The 24,063-nt window shown below is 72.3% G+C and carries 21 protein-coding genes and 1 tRNA gene; 14 read left to right on the top strand and 8 right to left on the bottom strand.

Annotated elements, in window-relative coordinates; genetic code table 11:
- Positions 1-209 precede the first annotated feature (209 nt).
- From ACQCO7_RS14725 to ACQCO7_RS14715, 3 genes are all read left to right on the top strand, one after another.
- Positions 210-719, top strand: coding sequence for a hypothetical protein (locus tag ACQCO7_RS14725; RefSeq protein WP_464072263.1), 510 nt, complete (start codon positions 210-212; stop codon positions 717-719).
- Positions 720-846: 127 nt separating this feature from the next.
- Positions 847-1,260, top strand: a complete 414-nt coding sequence (locus ACQCO7_RS14720) for a tyrosinase family oxidase copper chaperone (protein ID WP_464072262.1) — start codon at positions 847-849, stop codon at positions 1,258-1,260.
- The gene (locus tag ACQCO7_RS14715) at positions 1,244-2,107 is read left to right on the top strand and encodes a tyrosinase family protein (RefSeq protein ID WP_464072261.1); all 864 of its coding nucleotides are present in this window, start codon (positions 1,244-1,246) and stop codon (positions 2,105-2,107) included. Before ACQCO7_RS14720 ends, ACQCO7_RS14715 begins: the two co-directional genes overlap by 17 nt.
- Positions 2,108-2,186: 79 nt before the next feature.
- On the opposite strand, the gene ACQCO7_RS14710 is transcribed toward ACQCO7_RS14715, so the two are convergent.
- From ACQCO7_RS14710 to ACQCO7_RS14695, 4 genes are all read right to left on the bottom strand, one after another.
- On the bottom strand, positions 2,187-2,477 hold the full coding sequence (locus ACQCO7_RS14710; protein WP_409115984.1) for a chaplin: 291 nt from the start codon (positions 2,475-2,477) through the stop codon (positions 2,187-2,189).
- 82 nt (positions 2,478-2,559) lie between these two features.
- Complete coding sequence (locus ACQCO7_RS14705; RefSeq protein WP_010358341.1) at positions 2,560-2,856, bottom strand: acyl carrier protein; 297 nt, start codon at positions 2,854-2,856, stop codon at positions 2,560-2,562.
- A complete protein-coding gene (locus ACQCO7_RS14700; RefSeq protein ID WP_464072260.1) occupies positions 2,853-3,962 on the bottom strand; it encodes an HAD-IIIC family phosphatase in 1,110 nt (369 codons plus the stop codon). Before ACQCO7_RS14700 ends, ACQCO7_RS14705 begins: the two co-directional genes overlap by 4 nt.
- A complete protein-coding gene (locus ACQCO7_RS14695; protein ID WP_464072259.1) occupies positions 3,959-5,830 on the bottom strand; it encodes a GNAT family N-acetyltransferase in 1,872 nt (623 codons plus the stop codon). The genes ACQCO7_RS14700 and ACQCO7_RS14695 overlap by 4 nt, the downstream gene beginning before the upstream one ends.
- Positions 5,831-6,186: 356 nt before the next feature.
- Here ACQCO7_RS14695 and speD point away from each other — a divergent pair, with 356 nt between their 5' ends.
- Positions 6,187-6,567 (top strand): adenosylmethionine decarboxylase, encoded by a 381-nt coding sequence (gene speD / locus ACQCO7_RS14690; protein WP_010358337.1) that lies wholly within the window; start codon positions 6,187-6,189, stop codon positions 6,565-6,567.
- Between the two features lie 57 nt (positions 6,568-6,624).
- On the opposite strand, the gene ACQCO7_RS14685 is transcribed toward speD, so the two are convergent.
- Complete coding sequence (locus ACQCO7_RS14685) at positions 6,625-7,038, bottom strand: hypothetical protein (RefSeq protein ID WP_464072258.1); 414 nt, start codon at positions 7,036-7,038, stop codon at positions 6,625-6,627.
- 86 nt (positions 7,039-7,124) lie between these two features.
- On the opposite strand from ACQCO7_RS14685, the gene ACQCO7_RS14680 reads away from it, so the two are divergent.
- The gene (locus tag ACQCO7_RS14680; RefSeq protein ID WP_464072257.1) at positions 7,125-9,191 is read left to right on the top strand and encodes a hypothetical protein; all 2,067 of its coding nucleotides are present in this window, start codon (positions 7,125-7,127) and stop codon (positions 9,189-9,191) included.
- Positions 9,192-9,322: 131 nt separating this feature from the next.
- A complete protein-coding gene (locus tag ACQCO7_RS14675; RefSeq protein WP_464072256.1) occupies positions 9,323-10,960 on the top strand; it encodes a hypothetical protein in 1,638 nt (545 codons plus the stop codon).
- An 11-nt stretch (positions 10,961-10,971) separates the two neighbouring features.
- Here the strand turns inward: ACQCO7_RS14675 and ACQCO7_RS14670 are convergent.
- Positions 10,972-11,044 (bottom strand) — tRNA-Arg (locus tag ACQCO7_RS14670).
- 315 nt (positions 11,045-11,359) lie between these two features.
- On the opposite strand from ACQCO7_RS14670, the gene ACQCO7_RS14665 reads away from it, so the two are divergent.
- The 7 genes from ACQCO7_RS14665 to ACQCO7_RS14635 all read left to right on the top strand — a co-directional run bounded on the left by ACQCO7_RS14665 (position 11,360) and on the right by ACQCO7_RS14635 (position 20,127).
- Positions 11,360-12,961 (top strand): dynamin family protein, encoded by a 1,602-nt coding sequence (locus ACQCO7_RS14665; protein WP_464072255.1) that lies wholly within the window; start codon positions 11,360-11,362, stop codon positions 12,959-12,961.
- Between the two features lie 3 nt (positions 12,962-12,964).
- Positions 12,965-14,848, top strand: coding sequence for a YfjP family GTPase (locus tag ACQCO7_RS14660; protein ID WP_464072254.1), 1,884 nt, complete (start codon positions 12,965-12,967; stop codon positions 14,846-14,848).
- 245 nt (positions 14,849-15,093) lie between these two features.
- Entirely contained in the window at positions 15,094-15,525 is a 432-nt protein-coding gene (locus tag ACQCO7_RS14655) for a single-stranded DNA-binding protein (RefSeq protein WP_464072253.1), read from the top strand.
- Between the two features lie 292 nt (positions 15,526-15,817).
- A complete protein-coding gene (locus ACQCO7_RS14650; RefSeq protein WP_464072252.1) occupies positions 15,818-17,215 on the top strand; it encodes a TQXA domain-containing protein in 1,398 nt (465 codons plus the stop codon).
- 166 nt (positions 17,216-17,381) lie between these two features.
- Positions 17,382-19,046, top strand: a complete 1,665-nt coding sequence (gene ettA / locus ACQCO7_RS14645; RefSeq protein ID WP_010354160.1) for an energy-dependent translational throttle protein EttA — start codon at positions 17,382-17,384, stop codon at positions 19,044-19,046.
- 2 nt (positions 19,047-19,048) lie between these two features.
- Positions 19,049-19,459, top strand: a complete 411-nt coding sequence (locus ACQCO7_RS14640; protein ID WP_464072251.1) for an acyl-CoA thioesterase — start codon at positions 19,049-19,051, stop codon at positions 19,457-19,459.
- Entirely contained in the window at positions 19,456-20,127 is a 672-nt protein-coding gene (locus tag ACQCO7_RS14635; protein ID WP_464072250.1) for a DUF8010 domain-containing protein, read from the top strand. Before ACQCO7_RS14640 ends, ACQCO7_RS14635 begins: the two co-directional genes overlap by 4 nt.
- 111 nt (positions 20,128-20,238) lie before the next feature.
- Here ACQCO7_RS14635 and ACQCO7_RS14630 read toward each other — a convergent pair whose 3' ends face one another.
- The gene (locus ACQCO7_RS14630; protein ID WP_464072249.1) at positions 20,239-20,652 is read right to left on the bottom strand and encodes a globin; all 414 of its coding nucleotides are present in this window, start codon (positions 20,650-20,652) and stop codon (positions 20,239-20,241) included.
- 83 nt (positions 20,653-20,735) lie between these two features.
- Between ACQCO7_RS14630 and ACQCO7_RS14625 the strand changes: the two genes are divergently transcribed.
- A complete protein-coding gene (locus tag ACQCO7_RS14625; protein WP_464072248.1) occupies positions 20,736-21,632 on the top strand; it encodes a methyltransferase domain-containing protein in 897 nt (298 codons plus the stop codon).
- 167 nt (positions 21,633-21,799) lie between these two features.
- On the opposite strand, the gene ACQCO7_RS14620 is transcribed toward ACQCO7_RS14625, so the two are convergent.
- Complete coding sequence (locus tag ACQCO7_RS14620) at positions 21,800-24,037, bottom strand: FHA domain-containing protein (protein WP_464072247.1); 2,238 nt, start codon at positions 24,035-24,037, stop codon at positions 21,800-21,802.
- Positions 24,038-24,063: the final 26 nt, after the last annotated feature.

Raw genomic sequence — 24,063 nt, 5'->3', positions numbered from 1 at the left:
TCTGCGGCTTTCGTTGTGGCTTGTCGCGCAGTTCCCCGCGCCCCTGGCGGCGTGGTCGTCACCCTTATGAGTGAGGACCACGCCGCTTTAGTCGTTCGATTCCCGCGTCCGGGGGAATTGTGAACCGGCTTCGTTTCCCGGGTGTCCGCCCCGCTCGTTACCCCGTACGCAGAGCGCGTCCCCCGACATCCGAAAGGCCCGTACCCGAGATGAAGTCCACCACCCGAGGAACCCTCGCCGCCGTGCTGCTGGCCGCCGCCGGTGCCGCTGTCGCGACCCCCGCCGTCGCGGCCGAGACGGTCCCCGTGCCCGTCCCGCTGGAGGGCGCCGAGACGGCGCTGGGCATGGAACTGCCGAAGGTCGGCGGCGAGCTCCCGCTCCCGATGCCGGGCGCCCCCGACGGCCCCCGGTACGTCGAGGGCAGCCTCGTCCCCGACCGCGCGCTCCCCCAGCTCCCGGTCGGCGCGGGCCTGCCCGGCCTCGGACTGCGTACGCCGCTCCCGCGCGTCCTCGGCGACGAGTTCGACCACGTCGGCGTGGACGCCCCCGCGAACGACGTCCGCGCGCTCGGCCCCGGCGCGACCCTCGACCTCCCCCTCACCCCGCCGAACCCCGACAACTTCGGCCTCCCGGACCCGAAGCTGCCCGCGGCCGGCATCGTGACGCCCGTGCTCCAGGCCGTCCCGGCGGCCGACCTGGGCCTGGGAGAGGGCCTGTAGCAACCGGTTGCACAACTTTCCTGCGGCGGCCCGGGGCGGTGGACGGCCCCGGGCCGCCGTACGCCGTGACTCCCCGACCCCCTTCGCGGTTACCGCTGTGACAACGGAACCGGAGGAGGAGTCGGGCATGGCGGTCGTCGGTGTGGGCAGGGGTTCGGTGGCGGTGGCGAGACCCGGGCGGCGGGCGCTGCTGCGGGGACTGATCGGGGTGGGCGCGGTCGCCGCCGTCACCCCGCTGCTCGTCGCCTCGCGGGGGTTCAGGAACGCGGACCCCGGGCCGGGGTTCGACCAGATGTACCGGGGGCGGCACATCCAGGGCATGCCGGCGCGGACCGGCCGCTCGGGCGAGGGCCCGTGGCACGTCACCGTCGACGGACGGCCGTTGCACCTCATGCGCCGCGCCGACGGCACCTGGCTGAGCATGATCGACCACTACCGCTCGTACGACACCCCGCTGGAGGCCGCGCGCGCCGCCGTCGACGAACTCGGCCCCGGGGAACAGCTCAGGGAGGCGGGGGTACACCATGGCCTACACGCGTAAAGACGTCAGCACCCTCACGGCGGCCGAGCGAAAGCGCTTCGTGAAGGCGCTCCTGGAGGTCAAACGCCGGGGCGAGTACGACGAGTTCGTGCGCATGCACATCGATTTCTACGTCTCCGACGGCGAAGAGGGCCTGCGTACGGCCCACATGGCGCCCTCCTTCCTGCCCTGGCACCGGCGCTTCCTGCTGGAGCTGGAGCGGGCGCTGCGCAAGGTCGACGAATCGGTGACCGTGCCGTACTGGGACTGGACGCGTGACCGCACCGCCAAGTCGGCGCCCTGGACGGCGGATCTGCTCGGCGGCAACGGGCGTCCCGGCGACCGGCAGGTGACGACAGGGCCGTTCGCGTACGCGTCGGGCAACTGGACGCTCCACGAGAACATCACCGACGAGGACTTCCTCACGCGCGACCTCGGGCGGGCCCGCGACCCCATCGAGCTGCCCACGAAGGACGAGCTGGAGTGGGCGATGTCGGACCCCGTCTACGACACCGCGCCCTGGGACTCGACGGTCACCAAGGGGTTCCGCAACAAGCTGGAGGGGTGGGGGACCGGGCGGGGGAGCGTCTCGTGGCGCAACCACAACCGCGTGCACCGCTGGGTCGGCGGGGTGATGCTGGGCGGCGCCTCCGTCAACGACCCGGTGTTCTGGCTGCACCACGCCTTCGTCGACCTGCTCTGGTACCGCTGGCAGAAGCGGCACGCGCAGCACCGGTATCTCCCCGCGAAACAGCCCGAGTCGGGGGACCAGCGGGGGCGGATCGTGGCCCGGGGCGAGAAGCTGCCGCCGTGGGACATGACGCCGGACCAGCTGGAGGACGTCAGCAGCATCTACCGCTACGCGTAAGGGAGTCGGGGACACGGGAAAACCCCGGCGCTCGGAGGAGCCGGGGTTCTCTCGCGCAGGTACGGAAGGTGACGGAGCGTCAGCCGCCGTAGCCGCCGCCGTAGCCACCGCCGTGCTTCGGGCCGCCGTGGCCGTCGTTCACGCAGGTGTTGCCGAAGGCCGGGTTCAGCAGACCGATCACGTTCACGGTGTTGCCGCACAGGTTCACCGGGATGTTGACGGGAACCTGGACCACGTTGCCGGACAGGACGCCGGGCGAGCCGACAGCCGCGCCCTGCGCGCCCGCGTCCGCCATGGCCAGACCGGCGCCGCCGATGACCACCGCGGACGTGCTGAGCACTACGGCCGCGGTCTTCGCGATGCGAGACATCACGTTCTCCTCACTGACTCGGTACGTACGACGGCAGGGTTCGCCGATCGCACTCCCCGTTAACGTCAGCGGCGCGAACGGGTCACGGCGCGTCCGGGTGGATCACCCGAGTGACGAACTGAGCCAGCGTCCCGATCGACTCCAGGCTGTCCAGGCCGATGTCCAGATCGGCTACGTCCACGCCGTACCGCTTCTTGACCGCGGCGAGCAGGGCGACGCCGGCCAGGGAGGTCAACGCGATCTGCGGGCCGAAGAGTTCGGTGTCGGCGGGGAGGGCGGCGAGGTAGTCGGGGTCGAGGCGGGTGGCCTCGGCGACCAGGGCGCGGATCTCGCGCTCGACGTCGGTGCCGGGGGAGGTGCCGGGGGCGGTGTCGGTCATGGTGCGGAGGTCTCTGTCTCGGGGGTCGCGGTTTCGGGGGGCTGCGTGAGGTGGAGGTAGGCAGGGGGCTGGGGGAGGTCGCCGGTGAGGGAGCGGGTGAGTACGGGGGCGGCTTGCCCGGCGGGGTTTGCCGCAAGCGGTTGCTCCCCGCTTTCCGCCCTGCGCAGCCCCGCCTGCCGCAGCAGGATCCGCAGCTCCAGGTTCGCGTCCGTCGGGCGCAGGGTCACGGAAAAGTTGTGTACGCCGTTTCCGCGCGCTTTCTCCATCAGCCGGATCAGGAACGCCGCCGCCGCGCCCCGGCCCGCGACCCGGCAGGACAGCGCGAGGAGGGGGACCGACCAGGTGTCCGGCACCGAGTGGTCGACGAGGGCGGCGCCGATGATGCCGTAGTCGCCGAAGCGGTCGGACATGCGGGCGGTGTGGAGCGTGTTCCGGGGGGCGGCGACCAGTTCGCGGAGCTTGAGAGGGGAGAGCCCCGAGGAGTTCAACCGGTGAGTGCGGGCGGCGAGTTCGAGGGCGCGGGGGATGTCGTCCGGGGTGGCCGGGCCGATCGTCAGGCGCATGTCGCACCAGGCGAGGAACTCCTCGCGGGTGCCCTCGAAGCGGTCGCCCTCCGCGCGGCGGACCGCCTCCGTGCGGTAGCGGTCGACGCGGGAGCGGGACTCCGGGGTGACCTCTTTGCCCTCCAACTCCGCGAGCAGAAGCGGGAGTTGCCCGGGGTCGAGGGTGGTGACGCCGGGCAACAGGGCCTCGACCTCGGCGCGTTCGTACGGGGAGTCGTCGACGAGGAGCAACGAGTCGGTGGCGATGCCGAGTTCCTCGGAGATCCGGCGCAGGGCGACGCTCTTGTCCTGCCAGGAGACCTGGGGGGACAGGAAGCGGGCGTGCACCTCCGGGAGCTTCTCCGCGAGGCGGTCCAGGACCGTCGGCGCGCTGCGGGACGCGATGCTGCTGAGGACGCCGTGGGCCGTGAGGGCGTCGATCGCGGCGAGCATCTCCGGGCGGGGCGTGGGGAGTTCGTCCGTCGGGGTCTCGACCGCGACCTCGTCCCACAGGGTGCCGTCGAGGTCCCAGACGACGCACTTGACGTGGCCGTACGTGGTCACCGGGCGGCCTCTGCGGCTGCGTCGTCGCCCGCCGGGAACTTGAGCTTCATCGTCAGGCTCGTCGGGTCGAAGCCGAACTGGCGGTAGAGCGTGCGCATCGGGACGTTGCCGACGTGGACCCGGCCGGTGACCTCCTTGATGCCGTTCGCCAGACAGAACTCCAGGCCCGCCGTGAGGAGGAGTTCGGCGACGGCCGCCCGGTTGTCGAGCGGGGAGACCGCCAGGGAGCGGAAGTTGGCGTAGCGGTCGCCGGTCATCGCGTTCGTGTTGATGCTGATCCAGCACCAGCCGACGGGGGCGCCGTCCGGGGCCGCCGCGATGATCATGCCCTCGCGGTTCTTCTCCATCGCCCTGCCGAGGCGGACCGACCAGACCGCCGGGTCGTCGATGGCGTCCTCGCCGAAGGAGACGCGGGCGATCTCGGCCTCGAACTCGCCGATCGCGGGGAGGTCGGGTTCGGTGGCCTGGCGGGTGAGGTAGGGGGCGGCGCGGTGGGTGAGGGCGGTGCGGGCGTCGGGGGTGGGGGGGCGCCAACCGGGTTTGGGGGTGGGGGAGTCGGCGGGGGGTGCCGGGGGTGTTGCCGGGGCTTCCCGGGGCGCGAGGGGCGCGGGTGTCGCTGGTGCCGGCTGCGTTTCAGCAACCGTTTGCTGCTGTTGCTGCCCGGCGGCCTCCGAAGCGGGCGGCGCCGGGGTCGTCGTAGGCGTCTCCGGTACCAACTGCCCCGGCCGGAAAGGGCCCTTGCCGCAGTTCGGGCAGCCCTCCGCGCGCAGGGCGCCGACCGAGGCCCACTTCGCGCCGGGGCCGACCTCGACCACCGTGCCGCAGGACATGCACTCGTAGCGCCGGGCCCGGGTGCGTTTGTCGCCGGTGTAGAGGGGACCGGTGAAGTCGCCGGTGTGCGTCGGGGCCGTCGTACTCGTCGTCAGGAGGTGCTGGAAGAAGCCGACGCCGCCGAGGATGCCGCTGCCCTCGTACTCGTTGAAGTTGCGGATGTGGCCGTGGGTGACCAGGCCCAGGTCCATGATCTCCCGCTGGACGGCGAGCATCTGGTCCGGGCTCTTGCCGCCGAAGGAGAAGAAGACGCTGTGCGCGGCGCCGGGGCGCAGGCCCTCGACCGCGCGGGAGAGGAAGAGGCGCGCGCCCTCCGGGGTGTACGGCGGGTCGGTCATCGCCACGTCGAACCGGTCCCTCAGCTGTTCGGGGAGCGGCTCGCGCAGGTCGTGCTCGACCGTCTCGACGCGCGTGCCGAGCGTGGCGGCGACCTCCTGGATGTACCCGAGGATCTCGGGGGAGATGTCGACGACGGTCACCCGCTCGACGATCGGCGTGCCCAGGACGTCCCCGACGACCGCGACGGCGAGGGAGACCAGGTCGTCGTCCCCGATCAGCAGCAGCGAGCCGCCCGGCAGGACGCCGGCGGTGAGCAGGGCGAGGACGCGGCGGACCTTCGTCTCGGGCGTGCAGTGCGACTGGTCGATCGCGAGGTCGGCGGCGGGACCGTCGGCCATCAGCGCGCTCAGGCGCCGTACGGCCTCGTCGAGCACGTCCGGGATGACCAGCTCGCGGCCGTCGCACGTCGTGCACGTGGCGTCCAGCGCGAGGTCCATGCCCAGCTCGCCCAGGAGCGCGCGGCCGGCCGGGGTCAGGCGGGAGGGGCGCTCCTTGGTGACCAGGTCGCGGCGGCGCAGTTCGTTGCCGACGGCCGCGACGATCGGGACCGGCAGGCTCGTCGCCCGGCTCAGTTCCTTCGTCGACGCCGGTTCCAGGCGGCGCAGCGCCCGCAGCACCGAGCGGATGCCGGGCGGGCCTTCCTGGAGCCGGACCGCTGCGGCGACTTCGCTGAGCACTCGATCGGCGGCCGTACTCACCAGGGGTCTCCAGGGCGGGGGAGGGTTTCGGACAGGGCGGCATCCAGTGTAGGGGACGGGGGTTCGGCGTATGCGCGGGAATATCGGGGGTATTCACTCCGGGAATTCGTTACGGGCCGCCAGGGAATCCCTTGATCTTTTATCGGGGTGGAATTCCATAAAGTGAAGCAGGTCACGTCGGGCCGCCTTCTTGACGAACTGGACGAAGTGCCGTAGGGGGCGTCTGATGCTAGGCTGACGTCAACGAGCGCCAGCGACTGGCCTCGCGACCTCCCCTGTTCGGCCGCGCGGACCAGCGCAGAACCCAAGCGAAAGGAGACGGGGACGGTGACCTCGGTCACGCTCCCCGGTCCCCCATGACGAACGCCGAAAGCCTTGCCACCGAGGGTATAGACGTCGACGATCTGTGCTCGTACGCCGTCGATGTCTGGGTGAGCGACAACAGTATTCTGACGGACGAGGAACGCCTTCTCCAGGTGCTCCGGACGGCCGCCGAAAAGGGAAACGCCAAGGTGCTCGGCGAGGCGTCCCACGTGTTTCCGAATGGGGCGGTCACCGCGATTCTGCTCCTTTCGGCCTCCCACCTCAGCATCCACACGTGGCCGGAGTTCAACCTGGCCAACGTCGACCTGCTCGCGTATGGGCGTCTCAACGGTGAGCGGATGATGGAGAGCGTGGAGCAGGGGCTCTCGCCCACGCGGATCAATGTGACGCGGATGCTGCGCGCGGTGCACTGACCGTACTGGCCGCACTGACCGCTTCTGGCGTGGCCCGGGTGGCGGCGGCTTCGGGCTTCAGCTCGCGCCGCCGCTGTTGTTGAAGGTCGTGTTCTCGAAAGAACGGCCCATCAGGACAGGGCCGTTGAAAGTCCCGCCGCTGATGGTGTTGCGTACCGAGTTGTTTTGGGCCGGGGTGAACTCCTCCACCAACAGCCGGAGTTCCTCGGCCGCCTCGGGGTTCTCCGCGAGGAGCCTGCGCAGGCGCATCCTCACCGACGCGGTGACGTCGGCCGTCTCCTCCTCCGGCGCCGCGACCAACGCCGTGCGGGACGCGGTGAGTTCGTCGTCCATGGCGGTCGCGCCGGCGTCGCCGCCGCGCGCGAAGAGCCGGACGACCCGCTGCCGCACCTGGTCCCATGCCTCCGTGGCCATCAGGCCGACGATCGTCGTCGCGCCCGTCCCGGCGAGTGCCACCAGTTCCGCTTCCACCCGCGTCCCCCTGTGAAGTCGTCCTCCCGTTCACGGTAGAGGGACGACCGCCGACTGCGCCACCACGGTAGTAAGTTGGGGCACTCGTGGGTGAACGGGAGGGTGGGCGGGTGGGCGAGAGCGGGTCGACGTACAACTCGATCTCCGGGAGCGCGACGTTCTTCGGGCCGGTCGTGATGGCGGAGCGGGTGGGGTCGTTGACGCTGCCGCCGGGGCCGCCTCAGGTGACGCCTCGTCAAGTCCCGGTCAGTACACCGCAGTTCGTCAACCGTACGGCCGAACTCGGCCGCCTGGACTCGGTCGCCCGGGCGCTGCGCACGGCGCGTACCCCGGGGGTCGTCGTGCTGACCGGACTCGGCGGAGTGGGCAAGACCGCGCTGGTGGCGCGGTGGGCCGCGGGCGCGCTCGACTATCCCGGCGGTCACCTCTACGTGAACCTCGCGGGCAGGCGGCAGGACGGCGCGGTCGACGTCGGCGACGTACTCGCCCTGTTCCTGCGGGCGTTGGGGGTGCACCCGGATTTCGTCCCGGTCGAGGTGGACGAACGGGCCGCGCTCTTCCGGAGCCTCACCGCCCGGCAGGACACGCTCGTCGTGGTGGACAACGTCTGGCAGGCGGCCGAGATCAGGCCGCTCGTCCCGGCCGCCGGCCTGCTCGTGGCCACCAGCCGGACCCGCCTGTCCGGCCTGGCCAGGGACGGCGCGGTCCTCATCGACCTAGACCCGCTCAACGAGACGGCCGGTGTCGAACTCGTCCACCGGTGGCGGGACGCGGACGCGGACGGCGCCGCCGCCGAACTGGTCCGGTTCTGCGGCGGCCTGCCGCTGGCGCTGGGGGTCGTCGGCGACTGGCTGGACGAACACTCCCACCTCGGCCTGAGCGACGCCGTGGCCGAACTCTGCGTGGGCGAGGGCGGGATCGAGGCGGTGACGACGGTGCTCGACATGATGTACGGGTCCCTCCCCGAGCCCGCGCGGCTGCTGTACCGGCTGTTCGGCCTGCTGCCGGGAACGACGGCCACCGGCTCCCTCGCGACGGCGGCCGGCGTCCCCGAGGCGGGCAGGGCGGTGGCCCGGCTCATCTCCGCGCACTCGGCGGAAGTCGTCGAGTCCCTCGACCGGCCCGTGCGCTTCCAACTGCACGACGTCGCCCGGCCGCACGCGCGCAAGGTCGCACAAGGACTTCCGCAGGCGGAGCGTACGGCCGTCCTGCGGGACGTGGCCGCCTACTACGCCGAGGCCGCCGCGCACGCGGACGCCCACGTGCTCGGCGCGGGCCGCTTCCGGCTCCAGCCGTCGCCTGCCCGCTCCCTGGCCGAACTGAGCGGCAGGGAACCGCTGTTCACCGACAAGGCCGAGGCCATCGAATGGCTCGACGCCGAACGCGGCAATCTGCTCGCCCTGTTGAGGACCGCCGCCGAACAGCACTGGGACGACACCGTCTGGCAGCTCTGCGAATCGCTGTGGGCGCTCTACCACAGCCGCAAGCACCACCTGGAGTCCATCGAGGCGCACACCCTCGGCATCGAGGCGGCCCGGCGCTGCGGGCGTGCCGACGCCGAGATCCGGATGCGGAACCAACTGGCGCGGGCGCACTACGAGTTGGGCGCGTACGCCGAGGCGCACCAAGTCCTGGACGCGGCCGGGGAGTTGCTCGACCGGGTCACCGACGCGCGGCTCAGCGGCGTGCTGTGGGAGACCCGGGGGCTCGTCTTCCTCGCGGAGGGGGCGTACGGGGACGCACACGCCTTGTTCCTCAAGGCACTTGAGGCCAACGCGTCCCGGAACGACACCCATGGCATCGTCGTCCAGTCGTACAACGTCGGACAGGCGCTGCTCGCCGCCGGGCGGGCGCAGGAGGCGCTCGGCGTGCTCGACGAGGCGCGTGCGACGGCCGTGGACCAGGACAACACGGGGATGCTGCTGCGGCTCGACATCGTCCGCGCGAAAGCCCTGTACGCCCTCGGGCGCTTCGGCCCCGCGATCGAGGCCGCGGTCGGCGCCGCCGAGCAGGCGTCCAGGAGCCGGCAGCACGCGAAGTTCGACCAAGCGCTGGGTGTCCTCGCCGAGTTGGCCGCGAGCGACACGCCGTTGCGGGCGGCCTGTGAGGCGAAGCTCGGGGAGCTGCGCAGGAACGTGGGAGTGGGGCCGTAGCGCGAGTGCGTCCGCCGATCCCGCAACCGCCGTACTGGAGAAGCCTGTTGTCCGTGTTCCGCCGTCCGCGTCCGCCGCGTGCCCGGTCCCGCTGGGACACCCAAGCGCCGCCCAGGGCAGAGGTGTTGGGGGTGGCGCGCACGCTGACCTCGGCGACGCGGGTGCTCGACGTGATGGAGCTGCTGCGCGTCGAGGACGGCATCGAGAAGTACTACACGGTGAATCCCGGCTCGGCCTTCGCGGACGGGCTGCACGAGTACCTGGTGTCCGTGGCGGGGCCGCGCGTGCTGACGTGGGAGGAGGCGACGCGGCGGTCCTTCCAGCTCGCCGTCGCCTGCGCCGTACACCCCACGATGCGGCGGCTCGACGCGCCGCTGATGGTGATGCCGCACGGCGCCGGGTACAACCGGCTGGTGAGCGAGTCGACGGGCGACGCGACGTCCCCGGCGGGGCTGTCCCGGCGGGAGTTGACGCACCGGGGCAAGGTGATTCCCGCCGCGATCGGCGTCTCGCATCCCGACCAGCTCGTCCGGCTGCTGGACACCTGCCCCGAGGCGGTGCCGCGCGCCGAGGTGATCGGCGACTGGTGCGCCCAGCGGATCCGGGACAGCGAGGCCCAACGCGACCGCTACCGCGCCCGGTTCGGCGTCACCGACGGGCGGCGGCTCGTCGTCCTGCACTCCACGTGGAGCGAGCACTCGCTGCTCGGCCGCCACCCCGGCCTGCCCCTCGACCTCGTCACCGCCCTGCCCGCCGACGAGTTCGCCGTCGCCGCCGTCTTCCACCCCAACGTCTGGGCCAGACACACCCGCGCCGCCCTCCTGGAACGCCTCCGCGAGGCCATGGACGCGGGCCTGATGGTCATCCCGCCCCACGAGGGCTGGCGTGCCGCGATCGTGGCCTGCGACGCGGTGATCGGCGACCACGGCAGCACGACGTTCTACTCCGCCGCCCAGGACCGCCCCACCCTCCTCGCCGCCACCGGCCTCGACGAACTCGACCCCGCGTCCCCGGCCGCGGCCTTCGCCGCCACCGCGCCCCGCCTCGACCCTTCGGGCGACCTGTACGGCCAACTCCTGCGCGCGGAACGGGAGTACGAACCCGGCGTGCTGCGCCCCGTCGTCGACAGCCAGCTCGCGGACGTGGACAAGTCGGGGGAGCGGACGCAGCGGCGGCTGTACGAGTTCCTGGAGCACCGGGGGGTTCCCGTACCCCGCCGGCCACCGGGCCCGTCGCCGGTTCCCGAGCCCTTGCCGGAACGGGGGGTGCCGCCTTTGGCGTACGCCGTCACCGGCACGGTGCTGTCCGACGGCTCGGTCGACGTCCGGCGGCGGCCGATGGTGCCGGGGCGGGTGAAGGAGGGGGACGGCTTCTACGCGGTCGCGGCCGAGTGCGCTCACCACACGTGGTCCCAGAGCGCCGACGTGATCGCCCGCACGGTGCCCGTCTCGGAGCCCTCCCCGGCGGACTGGTGCCTGCGCGAGGCCCCCCGCCGCCTCGGCGCCGCCGTCCTGACGGCGCGGATCGACGACTTCTCGGCCGTCGTCCACCTGCGCGACACCCTGTTCGAGGCCCGGACGGAACGCCCCTGGGGCGGTCTTCGGCCAACTTTGGACCCCCTCCTGCTGGGCGCCGCCCTCAACCTGTGGCTGACGGAGGGGCGCGGCGGGGCGGAGCTGGTGCGGGGGCTTGTGATCCGGACGGGGCGGGGGAGGGCGCGGGTCGCGTTCACGCGGGCCGCGACGAGCGTTGCCCTCGACGGGGTGTGACGGGTCTGGGGCGCCCCCGGCAGGACTCGAACCTGCGGCCAAGCGCTTAGAAGGCGCCTGCTCTATCCACTGAGCTACGGGGGCCGGGTGGTCGGCGGTGTGCCGGGACCGGGTGGGGCCGTCGGGACGTTGCCGGGGACAAGGATAGGGCTCCCGGCTCCTTGTCCTGGTTGCTTCCCCTCCGTGGCTCGATGTGGAGGTTCGGTGAAGCGGTCCTGATAATCGCAGGCAGGTGCGAATCGTGCATCGCTTTTCGGGCCTGGAGCGCCGGGTGTTGTGCACTCGTTATGCCTGGGGTGCGCTCTTGTCCCGGTCATCCCTTCCGTCCCCTGTGTCCAGTCGGCGCGCAGACATCCCTATGTGCTTCAGAAATCACCTGAAATTGGGCATTCTTCGCATGTGGTGACCTTGGACGTACGGCCTCAGCTGCTCGACGCACTCTCCGCCCTGCGCGACCGTGTCGCCGCCGCACGCTTCCCGCTGCCCCTGGCGGGGGCGCCACGCGCGCGTGCCAACCGCGACGAACTCCTCGCCCAGCTCGACGACTACCTGGTGCCCCGGCTCAGAGCCCCCGAAGCGCCGCTCCTCGCGGTCATCGGCGGCTCCACCGGGGCCGGCAAGTCCACCCTCGTCAACTCCCTGGTGGGGCACCGCGTCAGCGAGGCGGGGGTGCTGCGGCCGACCACCCGTACCCCCGTACTCGTCTGCCACCCCGAGGACCATCACTGGTTCAGCGGCATGCGCGTACTGCCCGGCCTCACGCGCGCGTGGGTACCCCATCAGGAACCCTCCGACGACCTCCTCCCGACCGGCGAGGACGGCCGGCACGTCCTGCGCGTCGAGACCGCCGACACCCTCCCGGCCGGCCTCGCCCTCCTCGACGCCCCCGACATCGACTCCCTGGTGGCCGAGAACCGCACCCTCGCGGCCCAGCTGATCTGCGCCGCCGACGTCTGGATCATGGTCACCACCGCCGCCCGCTACGCCGACGCCGTCCCCTGGCACCTGCTGCGCACGGCGAAGGAGTACGACGCGACCCTGGTGGCCGTCCTCGACCGGGTCCCCCACCAGGTCGTCTCCGAGGTCTCCCGCCAGTACGGCGCCCTCCTCGCCAAGGCCGGGCTCGGCGAGGTGCCGCGCTTCACCGTCCCCGAACTCCCCGAGTCCGCCTGGGGCGGCGGCCTGCTGCCCGCCACCGCCGTCGCCGCCCTGCGCACCTGGCTCGTCCAGCACGCCCAGGACCCCGGCGCCCGCCACCGCGCGATGGCCCGCACCGCCCACGGCGTCCTCGACTCCCTCAAGTCCCGCATGCCCGAACTCGCGGGCGCCGCCGCCGCCCAGTACGCCGCCGCGCTGCGCCTGACCGCCGCCGTCGACACCGCGTACGACAACGAGTACGCGCGGGTGCGCGGGCGCCTCCAGAGCGGCGCGGTGCTCGCAGGAGACGCTCTCAAGCGCTGGCGGGCGTTCCCCCTCGACTGCACCCCCGGAGAGCTCCTGGACGCCCTTGTGGAGTCCCTGGCGGCCCTCCTGCTGTGCGCCGTCACCGCCGCCGACGAACGCGTCGCCGACGCCTGGCGCCGCGAACCCGCCGCCGGACACTTCGACGACCGCGACCCCGACCTGGAGAGCGCCGAACACCGCATCGGCCTCGCCGTACGCCGCTGGCGGCGCGAACTGGAGGAGTACGCCGAGGACGAGGTGCGCGACCTCGACCGGGGCTCCGCGCCCGACCCCGAGTCCGTCGCCGCCCTCGTCGCCACCGCCCTCCTCGGCGGCCGGCGCGCGCGCTCCGCCGGAGAGGGGCTCGCCGAACGCCTCGGCGCACACGGCGCGCTGCGCCTGCGCGACCGGGGAGGCCGCCTCCTCACCGCCCACCTCGACCGGGTCGTCACCACCGAACGCGAGCGCCGCCTCGCCCCCCTCGACGGGCTCGACGTCCACGCCGAACGGCAGGCCGAACTGATCGCCGCGCTGTCCGTACTGCAGAAGGAGAGGTGACGGATGACCGCTGTCACGGACCACCAGGAACACGAGCAGGGGCCCACGGATACGGACGGGGCTCCGGAGGCCCTCGGGAACGAGGGTCCCGTGAACGAAATCGTCGGAAACGGCGCCCCTAGGGAGGTCGATGACGGAAACGGCGTCCTCAAGGACGACGATTCCCCCAAGGACGCACCCCCCGCCGACCCCGACGCCATCTCCTGGGACGACGGTCTCATCGCCCGCCGCGTCAACGCGGGCGACCCCGAACCCCCCGCCCCGGAACCCCGCGTCACCGGCCCCCTCTCCTCCGCCCCCCTCGCCTACGACGGCCCCCTCAGGTCCCGGCTGGACGCCCTCAGGGAACTCGTCGGACTCTCCCGCGCGCGCCTGGACGGCAAGACCCTCGCCGAGGCCGGCCGCGTCCTGGACGAGGCGGCGGCCCGCCGCAGACTCTCCGGCCAGCACACCGTCGTCGCCATCGCCGGCGCCACCGGCAGCGGCAAGTCCCAGCTCTTCAACGCCCTGGCCGGCGTCACGATCTCCGAGACGGGCGTACGGCGGCCCACCACGGCCGCGCCGATCGCATGCAGCTGGAGCGACGGCGCGGCGGGCCTCATCGACCGCCTGGGCATCCCCGGACGCCTGCGCAGGCGCCCCGTACAGAGCCCCGAGGCCGAGGCGCAGCTGCGCGGTCTGGTCCTCGTGGACCTCCCCGACCACGACTCGGCCGCCACCCTGCACCGGGAGCAGGTCGACCGGGTCCTGGCCCTGGTGGACGCCGTCATCTGGGTCGTCGACCCGGAGAAGTACGCCGACGCCGTCATCCACGAGCGCTACCTGCGCCCCATGGCGGGCCACGCCGAGGTCATGTTCGTCGTCCTCAACCAGATCGACCGGCTCCCCGGCGAGGCCGCCGAACTCGTCCTCGACGACCTGCGCAGGCTCCTCGACGAGGACGGCATCGCGCTCGGCGAGTACGGCGAACCCGGCGCGAGAGTCCTCGGCCTGTCCGCGCTCAGCGGGGACGGCGTACCGGAACTGCGCGAGCTGCTCGGACAGTTCGTCGCCGAACGCGAGGCGCCCGCGCGCAGGGTGGCCGCCGACGTCGACGCCGCCGCCGCGCGGCTGCGGTCCGTCTACGCGCCCGCGCGGCGCGCGGGGCTCACCGAGGAGGCGCGCGACGAGTTCGCCGCCCGCCTCGCGGACGCCGTCGGCGCGAGTGCCGCCGGGGACGCCGCCGAGCGCGCGTGGCTGCGCAACGCGAACCGCGCGTGCGGGACGCCGTGGCTGCGGCTGTGGCGCTGGCACCAGGACCGGCGCGACCCGCCGACCGGGCGGCTTCCCGTGCGCGCGCAGATGGACGAGGAGGCGACCGCGCGCCAGCGCGTGGAACAGGCGGTCCGTACGGTCGCCGACCGCGCGTCCTCGGGGCTGCCGGGGCCCTGGGCGCTCGCCGTGCGCGAGGCCGCCGTGCGGGGCTCCCAGGGGCTTCCCGAGGCGCTCGACGACCTTGCCGCGCGCACCGGGCTGCCGCCGGGGCGTCCGCCCCGGCCCGGCTGGTGGCCCGTCGCCGTGTTCGCCCAGGCGTCCATGACGGTCCTCCAGATCGTCGGGGGGCTGTGGCTGGTCGCGCAGATCGCCGGGGTCATGGCTCCCAACCTCGGGGTGCCGGTGCTGCTGATGGTCGCCGGGATCATCGGCGGGCCGCTCGTCGAGTGGAGCTGCCGGATGGCCGCGCGGGGGCCCGCTCGGCGGTACGGGCAGGACGCTGAGCGGCGGTTGCGGGAGGCGGCTGCCGGGTGCGGGCGGGCCCGGGTGCTCGATCCGGTGGCGGCGGAGCTGCTGCGGTACCGGGAGGTGCGGGAGCAGTACGGCAGGGTCGTGGGGGCGGCCGGCCGGTAGGCGGGGTTGTGCGGCGGTGCCGATGCCGGGGGGTGTCGGTGCCGCCGCTTCGTGGTGTTCACGGAGGGTGATCCGTGCAGGTGATCCACAGGTGGCGTGACACGGGGTCGCTCGATCGGGTGACGGAGTTGTCCACAGGCCGGGGGTCGTCCACAGGGCTCGGCGGGGTTTTCGCGGCCGGTCCAGTCTGGTTCCGCGGCGATCACGAACGGCGTGGTCGGCGCGTGACGGACAAGGGGTGAGCGATGAACGAGGTCACGATGTGCGCGGTGGGGAACGTCGCGACGCAGCCCGTCTTCCGGGAGCTCGCGGCCGGCGCCTCGGCACGGTTCCGGCTGGCGGCGACCGTGCGGTACTGGGACCGGGAGAAGAACGAGTGGGTGGACGGGCACACCAACTTCTTCACGGTGTGGGCCAACCGACAGCTCGCCGTGAACGTGGCGGCGTCGCTGTCGGTGGGGGATCCGGTGGTCGTGCAGGGGAGGCTGAAAGTGCGGTCGGACCTGCGGGACGGGCAGAACTGGACGTCCGCCGACATCGACGCGTCGGCGATCGGACACGATCTGGCGCGGGGCACCTCGGCGTTCGTCCGCGCGGCCAGGGCGGAGCCGGCGGGCGGGAGGTCGGAGCCTGAGTGGGAGGTGCCGGCGGAGCGGGAGCCGGTGAGCGTGGCGTGATGTCAAGGGGCGCCTGAAAAGGCCGGGCCGGGGCTTATCGGTGGATCACGCCTCTCGTGGCAGTGGGTCAACTGCCGTGAAAGGACGTTGATTTGTCGATAAGCCCGGTTCTCCGGCCCGCCGGAGCGATCTTGGGATAACGATTCCGATTCGGATCGGTTGCCCGATGATCCGACGGGGAAAGGGGCCGCGTCGCTCTCTCTAGGATGCGCGACATGGCCCTTGTGGCTTCCGATTCTGCTGGTGGGACCCCGTCCCCCACGTCAACGGGTCCCGCTCGAAGGGGAATTGCGTGCTTTCTTCGATCACTGTGCCGTTCGCCCGAGGGGTCGGCCGCCTCGCGGCGGTGACCCTGGTGTCCGGTCTCGCCGCCGCCGGGGTCCTGGCCGGCGCGGGTACGGCCGCCGCCGTCGCGGGTGCGCAGGCGCAGGGCGGGGCGACCGCGACCATAGGCGGACTGAAGGTCTACGGCAGTGCGGTGCTCCACGAGGAGAGCGGCGACCAGGAGATCCCGGCGGGGCTGTTCGAGATGTCCGTCGACGGCGGGGGGACGCTCCAGACGTACTGCGTCGACGTCTACAACCCCACCCAGAAGGACGCGAAGTACCACGAGGCCGCGTGGAGCGGGACGTCGCTGGCCGCCAACAAGCGGGCCGGGCGGATCGGGTGGATCCTCCAGAACTCCTATCCGCAGGTCAACGACCTCGCCTCGCTCGCCCAGAAGGCCGGGATCAAGAGCGGGCTCACCGAGCAGGACGCGGCGGCCGGTACGCAGGTGGCGATCTGGCGGTACTCGGACGGGGCGGACGTCGACGCGGTCGATCCGCAGGCGCGGCAGCTCGCCGACTACCTGGAGAAGGCCGCCCGCGACGCCGCCGAGCCGTCGGCGTCCCTGACCGTCGACGTCCCGGCCGTCTCCGGCAAGCCCGGGGATCTGCTCGGGCCGGTGACCGTGCACACCGGTGCCGGGACCGTGTCCGTGGCGCCGCCGCCGGACGCCGCGATCAGCGGGGTCAAGGTCGTCGACGCGGACGGGGAGGCGGTGACCTCCGCCCGCGACGGGAGCCGGCTGTACTTCAAGGTGCCGGCCGAGGCGCCCGCCGGGTCCGCGCGGGTGACGCTCCAGGCGTCGACGACCGTGCCCGTCGGGCGGGCGTTCGTCTCCGAGGGGCGCAGTCAGACACAGATCCTCGCCGGGTCCAGCGAGTCGACGGTGTCCGCGAGCGCGGTGGCCAGCTGGGCCGGGGTGGGGGCGGTGCCCGCGCTCTCCGCCTCACGGGACTGCCTCAAGAGCGGCCTCGACATCACCGCGTCGAACAAGGGCGACCAGCCGTACGCGTTCACGCTGCTCACGGCGGAGTACACGGTCGGCGCGGGCGAGACCCGCACCTTCACGGTCCCCCTCCAGGAGGACCAGCTCTACGACTTCACCCTGACGACGCCCCAGGGCGCGGCCCCCCGCTTCACCGGCATCCTCGACTGCAAGACCCAGTCCCGCACGATGTCCAACCTCGCGACGCAGACCCTCAGCGACCCCGCGCCCGCGACAGTCCTCCCGGCCACCCCGACGAACCTCGCCGCAACGGGCACCGACAGCACGACCCCGCTCATCGCCGGGACCGCGATCGGCCTGGTCCTCATCGGGGGGACGGCGCTGGTGCTGACGGCCCGGAAGAACCAGGGGGCGTAGCAGGGCCGGGGTGGCGACGTACGGTGACGGAGTCGTCACCTGCGGTCGGAGAGGAAACCCCAGGTCACCCCACCCCTCGCCAACAGGTTTCCGCGCAGGGATGGACGTACGGCAAGATGGGGTGTATCTGCCCACTGCCAGATCTCAAGTTGCCGGACGGTTTCTCTTGGCTGAGTACATCTACACCATGCGCAAGACGCGCAAGGCGATCGGCGACAAGGTCATCCTTGACGACGTGTCGCTGAACTTCCTCCCCGGCGCGAAGATCGGTGTGGTCGGGCCGAACGGGGCCGGTAAGTCGACGATCCTGAAGATCATGGCGGGGCTCGACCAGCCGTCGAACGGGGACGCGTTCCTGTCGCCGGGGTACACGGTCGGCATCCTGCTCCAGGAGCCGCCGCTGAACGAGGAGAAGACGGTCCTGGAGAACGTCCAGGAAGGCGTCTCCGAGGTCAAGGGCAAGCTCGACCGGTTCAACGAGATCGCCGAGCTCATGGCGACGGACTACAGCGACGCGCTGCTCGACGAGATGGGCAAGCTCCAGGAGGAGCTGGACCACGCGAACGCGTGGGACCTCGACGCCCAGCTGGAGCAGGCGATGGACGCGCTGGGCTGCCCGCCCGGCGACTGGCAGGTCACCAACCTGTCCGGCGGCGAGAAGCGCCGCGTCGCGCTGTGCAAGCTGCTGCTCGAAGCCCCCGACCTGCTGCTCCTCGACGAGCCCACCAACCACCTCGACGCCGAGTCGGTGAACTGGCTGGAGCAGCACCTCGCCAAGTACGACGGCACCATCGTCGCCGTCACCCACGACCGGTACTTCCTCGACAACGTCGCGGGCTGGATCTGCGAGGTCGACCGCGGCCGGCTGCACGGCTACGAGGGCAACTACTCCAAGTACCTGGAGACCAAGACCACCCGCCTCAAGGTCGAGGGCCAGAAGGACGCCAAGCGCCAGAAGCGGCTCAAGGAAGAGCTGGAGTGGGTGCGGTCCAACGCGAAGGGCCGCCAGGCCAAGTCGAAGGCGCGCCTCGCCCGGTACGAGGAGATGGCCGCCGAGGCCGACAAGATGCGGAAGCTGGACTTCGAGGAGATCCAGATCCCGCCGGGCCCGCGTCTGGGCTCCATCGTCGTCGAGGTCAACAACCTGACCAAGGCGTTCGGCGACAAGGTCCTCATCGACGACCTCAGCTTCACGCTCCCGCGCAACGGCATCGTCGGCGTCATCGGCCCGAACGGCGCCGGCAAGACGACCCTGTTCAAGATGATCCAGGGCTTCGAGACCCCCGACTCCGGCACGATCAAGGTCGGCGAGACGGTCAAGATCTCGTACGTCGACCAGAGCCGCGCGAACATCGACCCCAAGAAGTCGCTGTGGGCCGTCGTCTCCGACGAGCTGGACTACATCAACGTCGGCCAGGTCGAGATGCCGTCGCGGGCGTACGTCTCCGCGTTCGGCTTCAAGGGCCCCGACCAGCAGAAGGCCGCCGGTGTCCTGTCCGGCGGTGAGCGCAACCGCCTCAACCTCGCGCTCACCCTCAAGCAGGGCGGCAACCTGCTGCTCCTCGACGAGCCGACCAACGACCTCGACGTCGAGACGCTCTCCTCGCTGGAGAACGCGCTCCTGGAGTTCCCGGGCGCGGCCGTGGTCGTCTCCCACGACCGCTGGTTCCTGGACCGGGTCGCGACGCACATCCTCGCGTACGAGGGTGAGTCCAAGTGGTTCTGGTTCGAGGGCAACTTCGAGTCCTACGAGAAGAACAAGGTCGAGCGGCTCGGCGCGGACGCCGCGCGCCCGCACCGCGCCACCTACAAGAAGCTGACCCGGGGCTGACCTTGCGGCACATCTACCACTGCCCCCTGCGCTGGTCGGACATGGACGCGTACGGGCACGTCAACAACGCGGTCTTCATCCGCTACTTGGAAGAAGCCCGCATCGACTTCCTGTTCCGTCCGGACAAGAACTTCCAGCAGGGGTCGGTGGTGTCCCGCCACGAGATCGACTACAAACGGCAGTTGGTCCACCGGCACGCGCCGGTCACCATCGAGCTGTGGGTCACCGAGATACGGGCCGCGTCCTTCACCGTGAGCTACGAGGTGAAGGACGAGGACGTCGTGTACGTCCGCGCCGCCACCGTCATCGTCCCGTTCGACTTCGAGGCGGAGCGGCCCCGCCGGCTCACCGCGGAGGAACGGGAGTTCCTGGAGGAGTACCGCGACGACCCGCAGGGGGCCGTCGCCGCATGACGGTGCTCCATCTCGCCGACGAGGGGGAGGCGTCCGACCTCGCCGCCTTCCTCTCCCGGCTGCTGCACTACGACCGCGGCGCGGCCGTCCGTCTCCAGGCGGCCGGTACCGCGCTCGCCGTCTTCGGCCGGCCGCCGTCCTTCGAGGTCCTCGCGGTACGGGCCGTGCGGCTCGCGAAGCCGTACGAGGACGGGCTCGACGCGAGCCTCGATGTCACCGTCTCCGCGGGGGAGTTGCTGGAGGGCGTCGACGAGAACGCGTCCGTCCTCGGGGTGCCGGGTGCGGTGACCGGGCCTCCCTGGGCCGGAGTTCTGCCTCCCAAGGGGGGCTGGCGCACCGAGGCCGGCCTGCCCGGCGCCGCCGAGCTGCAAGGCCTCGTCGCCGGGGTCGTCGGTGAATTCCGGCGCCGCAGCGAGGAGTTGGCCACCGAGCGGCGTACCCGGGCCGAGCTGGACCGGATCGGGCGGGAGATCTGGTCGCGTACGGTCGGGGCAACTCCCCTTCCCCTGCGGGCCGTTCACGCCGCCCAGGCGCTCGGGTTCCTGCGGCCCGCCACCCTGGACGTGAGCCTCTTCTCCTCCGGGGCGTGGCTGCGGCTGCGCACGGAGTACGGGTCGATCGCCGTACGGCGGGCGGGACTTGGGGACTTCGGGCTCAGCGTGCGGTGAACGGGCGTGGGCCTGCCTGGCGGACCAGGCTGCACGAGAGTGGCGGTCGCGTATAGGTGCAGACGCGCGTGCCAGACCCCGCGACCGCGGCCTGGTCCGCCAGGCAGGCCCTTAGTCCGGGGCGTTGACCATCGACGCCGCCGCGTACGTCAAGTACTTCCACAGCGTCGCCTCGTGGTCCTCCGAGAGGTCCAGGGAGTCCACCGCGTCCCTCATGTGCTTCAGCCATGCGTCGTGCGCCGCCCTGTCCACCGTGAACGGGGCGTGGCGCATCCGCAGGCGCGGGTGGCCCCTGTTGTGGCTGTACGTCGTCGGGCCGCCCCAGTACTGCATCAGGAACAGCGTCAGGCGCTCCTCCGCCGGGCCCAGGTCCTCCTCCGGGTACATCGGCTTCAGGATCGGGTCCTCGGCCACGCCCTCGTAGAAACGGTGGACCAGGCGGCGGAAGGTCTCCTCGCCGCCGACCTGCTCGTAGAAGGTCTGCTCCTGGAGTGTGCCGCGCCGGATCTCATTCACGCCTCCCATGGTCTCAGATCGGGGGGACCAGGACCTGAGGCCTAGGACCTCGGCTGTTCGCCGGGGGCGCTGTTTCGGGTCACAGTGGGGAGATGGGCGTGCGGGAGCTGGTGCGGGTCGTCGAGGAGAGCGGGGTGTTCGCCGGGGAGCCGCTGTGGCGGGAGGCGTTTCTCGCCGTGCCCCGGCATCTGTTCGTGCCGTATTTCTACGTCGCCGGGGTGGGCGGGTATCGGCGGGTGTGGAAGGAGGATCCCGATCCTCGGGTGCGGGAGCGATGGTGGCGGGGGGTCTACGAGGATGTGCCGCTTGCCACTCGGGTGCGGGACGGGGAGCTGGTTTCGTCCAGCAGCCAGCCGTCGCTGATGGCTCTGATGCTGGTTGCCCTCGATGTGCGGGACGGGGACCGGGTGCTGGAGGTGGGGGCCGGGACCGGGTACAACGCCGGGTTGCTGGCTCATCGGCTGGGGGATCGGGGGGTGGTGAGTGTCGATCTTGAGCCGGAGATCGTCGAGTCCGCTCGGCGGCATCTCGCCGATGCGGGGTGTCGGCCGACGGTTGTGGTGGGGGACGGGGCTCGGGGGGTGCCCGAGGGGGCTCCGTACGATCGTGTCGTCGCGACCTGTGGGGTTCGTACCGTGCCTGATGCCTGGGTGCGGCAGTGTCGGGTCGGGGGGCGGATTCTGGTGCCGCTCGCGTCGGGGTTGGTGTTGTTGCGGGTGGTGGGGGAGGGGCGGGCTGAGGGGAGGTTTCTGGGTACGCCCGCTTATTTCGTGCGGCTGAGGGGGGTGGGGGAGCGGCGGGAGGGGGTGGAGGCGAAGGGGGAGGAGGGGTTTCGGTTCGTGGCTGAGCTGGTGGGGGAGGAGGTTTTCGAGGTGTGGGAGAGGGAGGGGCGGCCTGGGCGGGAGCGGTTCGGGGTGAGTGTGGAGGGTGGGCGGGTCTGGGCTTGGCTGGATTCGCCGGATGGGCCTTGTTCGTGGGTGCTGCGGTGATGCCTGTGGGGGTGGTGGGTTTGGTTGTGTGGCGGCTGCGGGTGCGTTGTGGCTTGTCGCGCCCACGCGGCGGAGCCGCACATCGATACAGCCCCGCGCCCCTGAAAAAACGTGGCTGCTGCCGGTTTTCGGCAACAGCCACGTTTTGGGTGCAGAGACTATTTTGTTCAGCCGCGCCTGATCGTGATCGTCGTCCAGGCGCCTACGTGTACCCGGTCGCCGTCTTGCAGCGGGATCGGGACGAAGGGCTGGATCGGTTCCTCGCCGTTGTTCACCGTGGTGCCGTTCGTGGAGTTCTGGTCCACTACCGCCCAGGTGCCGTCCGGTTGTTGGACCAGGACCGCGTGCTGGTGGGAGACGCCGGGGTCCTCCGGGGGGACCGAGAGGTCGATGTCCGGGGTCTCGCCCGTGGAGTGGCGGCGGCGGCCGATCGTCACCTGGTTGCCCGTGAGGGTGCGTTGTTGTTCCGGGGAGTACGCCGGGAGGTTCAGGCCCGCCGCCTCGGGGCCCGAGCGCTGCATCATCGCCATGAAGTAGTCGCGGTCGGGGCCTACCGTCGCCATCCAGGTGCCGCCGGAGGGCGTGCCGGGCTGGGGGTAGCCGTAGCCGCCGCCGGGGGCGCCGGAGGTCGGGGGGGAGATGACCCAGTCGTCCTCGGCGCCGCCGAACGCGGGGGCCGCGCCGGTGGGGTTGCCCTGTTGGGGGAACCTCGGCGGGGCCGTTGCGCCTGCCTGCTGGAACGCCTGGGGGGAGCCTGCTGTGCCGGGGCCGCCGGGGCCTGGGCGTGAGGGGTCACCGAAGGGGTTGGGGGCGCCGGGGCCACCAGGACCGCCGGGGCCGCTCTGGCCTCCGGGTCCGCCCTGGTTACCGGGGCCGCCGGGGCCGCCAGGGGCGCCAAAACCGCCGGGGCCGCCTGCCGGGTTTCCGTCTCGGCCGGGGAACTGTCCGCCGGGGCTCGTGGTGTCCCGGCCGCTGAACAAGCCCGCGGGGGCGCCGCTACGGCTGCCGAAGTCGTCGGCTCCTTCGCGTCCGCCGAAAGGTCCGCCGAGGCCGTTCGGGTCCGAGGCTTCGCGTCCGCCGAAGGCACCGGGGCCAGAGCCCTCACGCCCGCCGAAGGGGCCGCCCGGACCGTTCGGGTTCTGCGCCTCGCGTCCGCCGAAGCCACCGGCTCCGCCAGGTCCGCCGGACCCCGGCGACCCCTCCCGGCCCCCGAAGGCGCCGGGACCGGTCGACCCTGGGGCCCCCGTCCCCGTACCGGCGTCGCGGCCGAAGCCGCCGCCCGACGTCGGCGGAGGACCTCCCGGCCGTCCGCCGAACGGCGGTGCGCCGGTGGAACCCGAGGGCTCGCCGCCGAAGGGAATCGGTTCGGCGGGACGGTTCACGCGGGACGGGCTGGAGCCCTGGTAGTCGAAGGAGTCACCGTTGCCGAAGGAGGGGGAGGGGTAGCGCGCACCGGCGGGGCCACCGGCGCCGCCGGGTCCCTCGGGGCCGCCAGATGCACCGGGGCCGCCGGGTATGCCGGGCGCGCCGGAGCCGCCCTGCCCACCGGGACCGCCGAAGTTGCCGGGGCCGCCGGTTGTGGGGGGACCGCTGTAGCCGCCGGGCGCACCGGAGCCTTCGGCTCCGCCGAAGCCACGAGCCCCGCCGGGGCCACCGGGCCCACCGGGGTTGCCAGGCCCGCCGGACCCACCGGGTCCACCGAAGCCGCTGCCTCCGCCAGGTCCACCGGAGCCACCGAAGCCGCTGGAACCGCCAGGCCCACCGGACCCGCCGGGACCGCCGAAGCCACCGGCGCCTCCAGGGCCACCAGAGCCAGGCCCACCAGCACCGGGACCCCCAGATCCACCGGGACCACCGAAGTCACCCGCGCCAGGTCCACCCCGTCGGCCGGAGTCCCCGAAGCCACCAGGCCCCCCGGAACCGCCGAAGCCCCCGGACCCGCCAGGCCCACCGGGACCCGCAGGCCCGCCAGGCCCCCCAGGTCCGCCGTAGCCCCCCGCTCCCCCCGCCCCTCCGAACCCGCCACCCGGCGAGTTCGACGGACGAGGCGCGGCCGGCGTGTACGACGTGGCCGTGTTCGTCAGGAAGTTCCACCGGCACTCCTCGCAGAACGGCGCGCCCCCTTCACGGGGCGTCCGGCACTGCGGGCACAGCTCGGCCTCCTGGCCGGGCACGGCGGAGAGGTGGCGCCCGCCACCGGGGCCGCCACCTGGGCCGCCACCGGGACCGGGACCGCCGGGACCCCCCGCCCCGCCGGGCTGACCCGGCGGCGGAGGGAAGCCGTATCCGCCCGGCGGCGGAGGCGGCGGCGGTGGAGGCGGAGGTACGGCACCGGCCATGCGGTGACCGCAGACCTCGCACCAGTCGTCGGAACCCGACTGGTGTCCGTTCGGGCAGGTCGGCATGTCGGCGCGTCCCCCTTTCCTTACCT

The sequence above is a fragment of the Streptomyces saintjeani genome (genome assembly GCF_055409605.1).
Note: the sequence above shows the minus strand (reverse complement) of the source record. Positions and strands in the feature narration are given on the sequence as shown.

What these genes read in the sequence shown, in the direction of transcription:
- ACQCO7_RS14620 (WP_464072247.1), bottom strand. Translation starts at nt 24,037, where the DNA reads ATGCCGACCTGCCCGAACGGACACCAGTCGGGTTCCGACGACTGGTGC.
- ACQCO7_RS14725 (WP_464072263.1), top strand. Translation starts at nt 210, where the DNA reads ATGAAGTCCACCACCCGAGGAACCCTCGCCGCCGTGCTGCTGGCCGCC.
- ACQCO7_RS14720 (WP_464072262.1), top strand. Translation starts at nt 847, where the DNA reads ATGGCGGTCGTCGGTGTGGGCAGGGGTTCGGTGGCGGTGGCGAGACCC.
- ACQCO7_RS14655 (WP_464072253.1), top strand. Translation starts at nt 15,094, where the DNA reads ATGAACGAGGTCACGATGTGCGCGGTGGGGAACGTCGCGACGCAGCCC.
- speD (WP_010358337.1), top strand. Translation starts at nt 6,187, where the DNA reads ATGACGAACGCCGAAAGCCTTGCCACCGAGGGTATAGACGTCGACGAT.
- ACQCO7_RS14715 (WP_464072261.1), top strand. Translation starts at nt 1,244, where the DNA reads ATGGCCTACACGCGTAAAGACGTCAGCACCCTCACGGCGGCCGAGCGA.
- ACQCO7_RS14710 (WP_409115984.1), bottom strand. Translation starts at nt 2,477, where the DNA reads ATGTCTCGCATCGCGAAGACCGCGGCCGTAGTGCTCAGCACGTCCGCG.
- ACQCO7_RS14660 (WP_464072254.1), top strand. Translation starts at nt 12,965, where the DNA reads ATGACCGCTGTCACGGACCACCAGGAACACGAGCAGGGGCCCACGGAT.
- ACQCO7_RS14625 (WP_464072248.1), top strand. Translation starts at nt 20,736, where the DNA reads ATGGGCGTGCGGGAGCTGGTGCGGGTCGTCGAGGAGAGCGGGGTGTTC.
- ACQCO7_RS14630 (WP_464072249.1), bottom strand. Translation starts at nt 20,652, where the DNA reads ATGGGAGGCGTGAATGAGATCCGGCGCGGCACACTCCAGGAGCAGACC.
- ACQCO7_RS14635 (WP_464072250.1), top strand. Translation starts at nt 19,456, where the DNA reads ATGACGGTGCTCCATCTCGCCGACGAGGGGGAGGCGTCCGACCTCGCC.
- ACQCO7_RS14705 (WP_010358341.1), bottom strand. Translation starts at nt 2,856, where the DNA reads ATGACCGACACCGCCCCCGGCACCTCCCCCGGCACCGACGTCGAGCGC.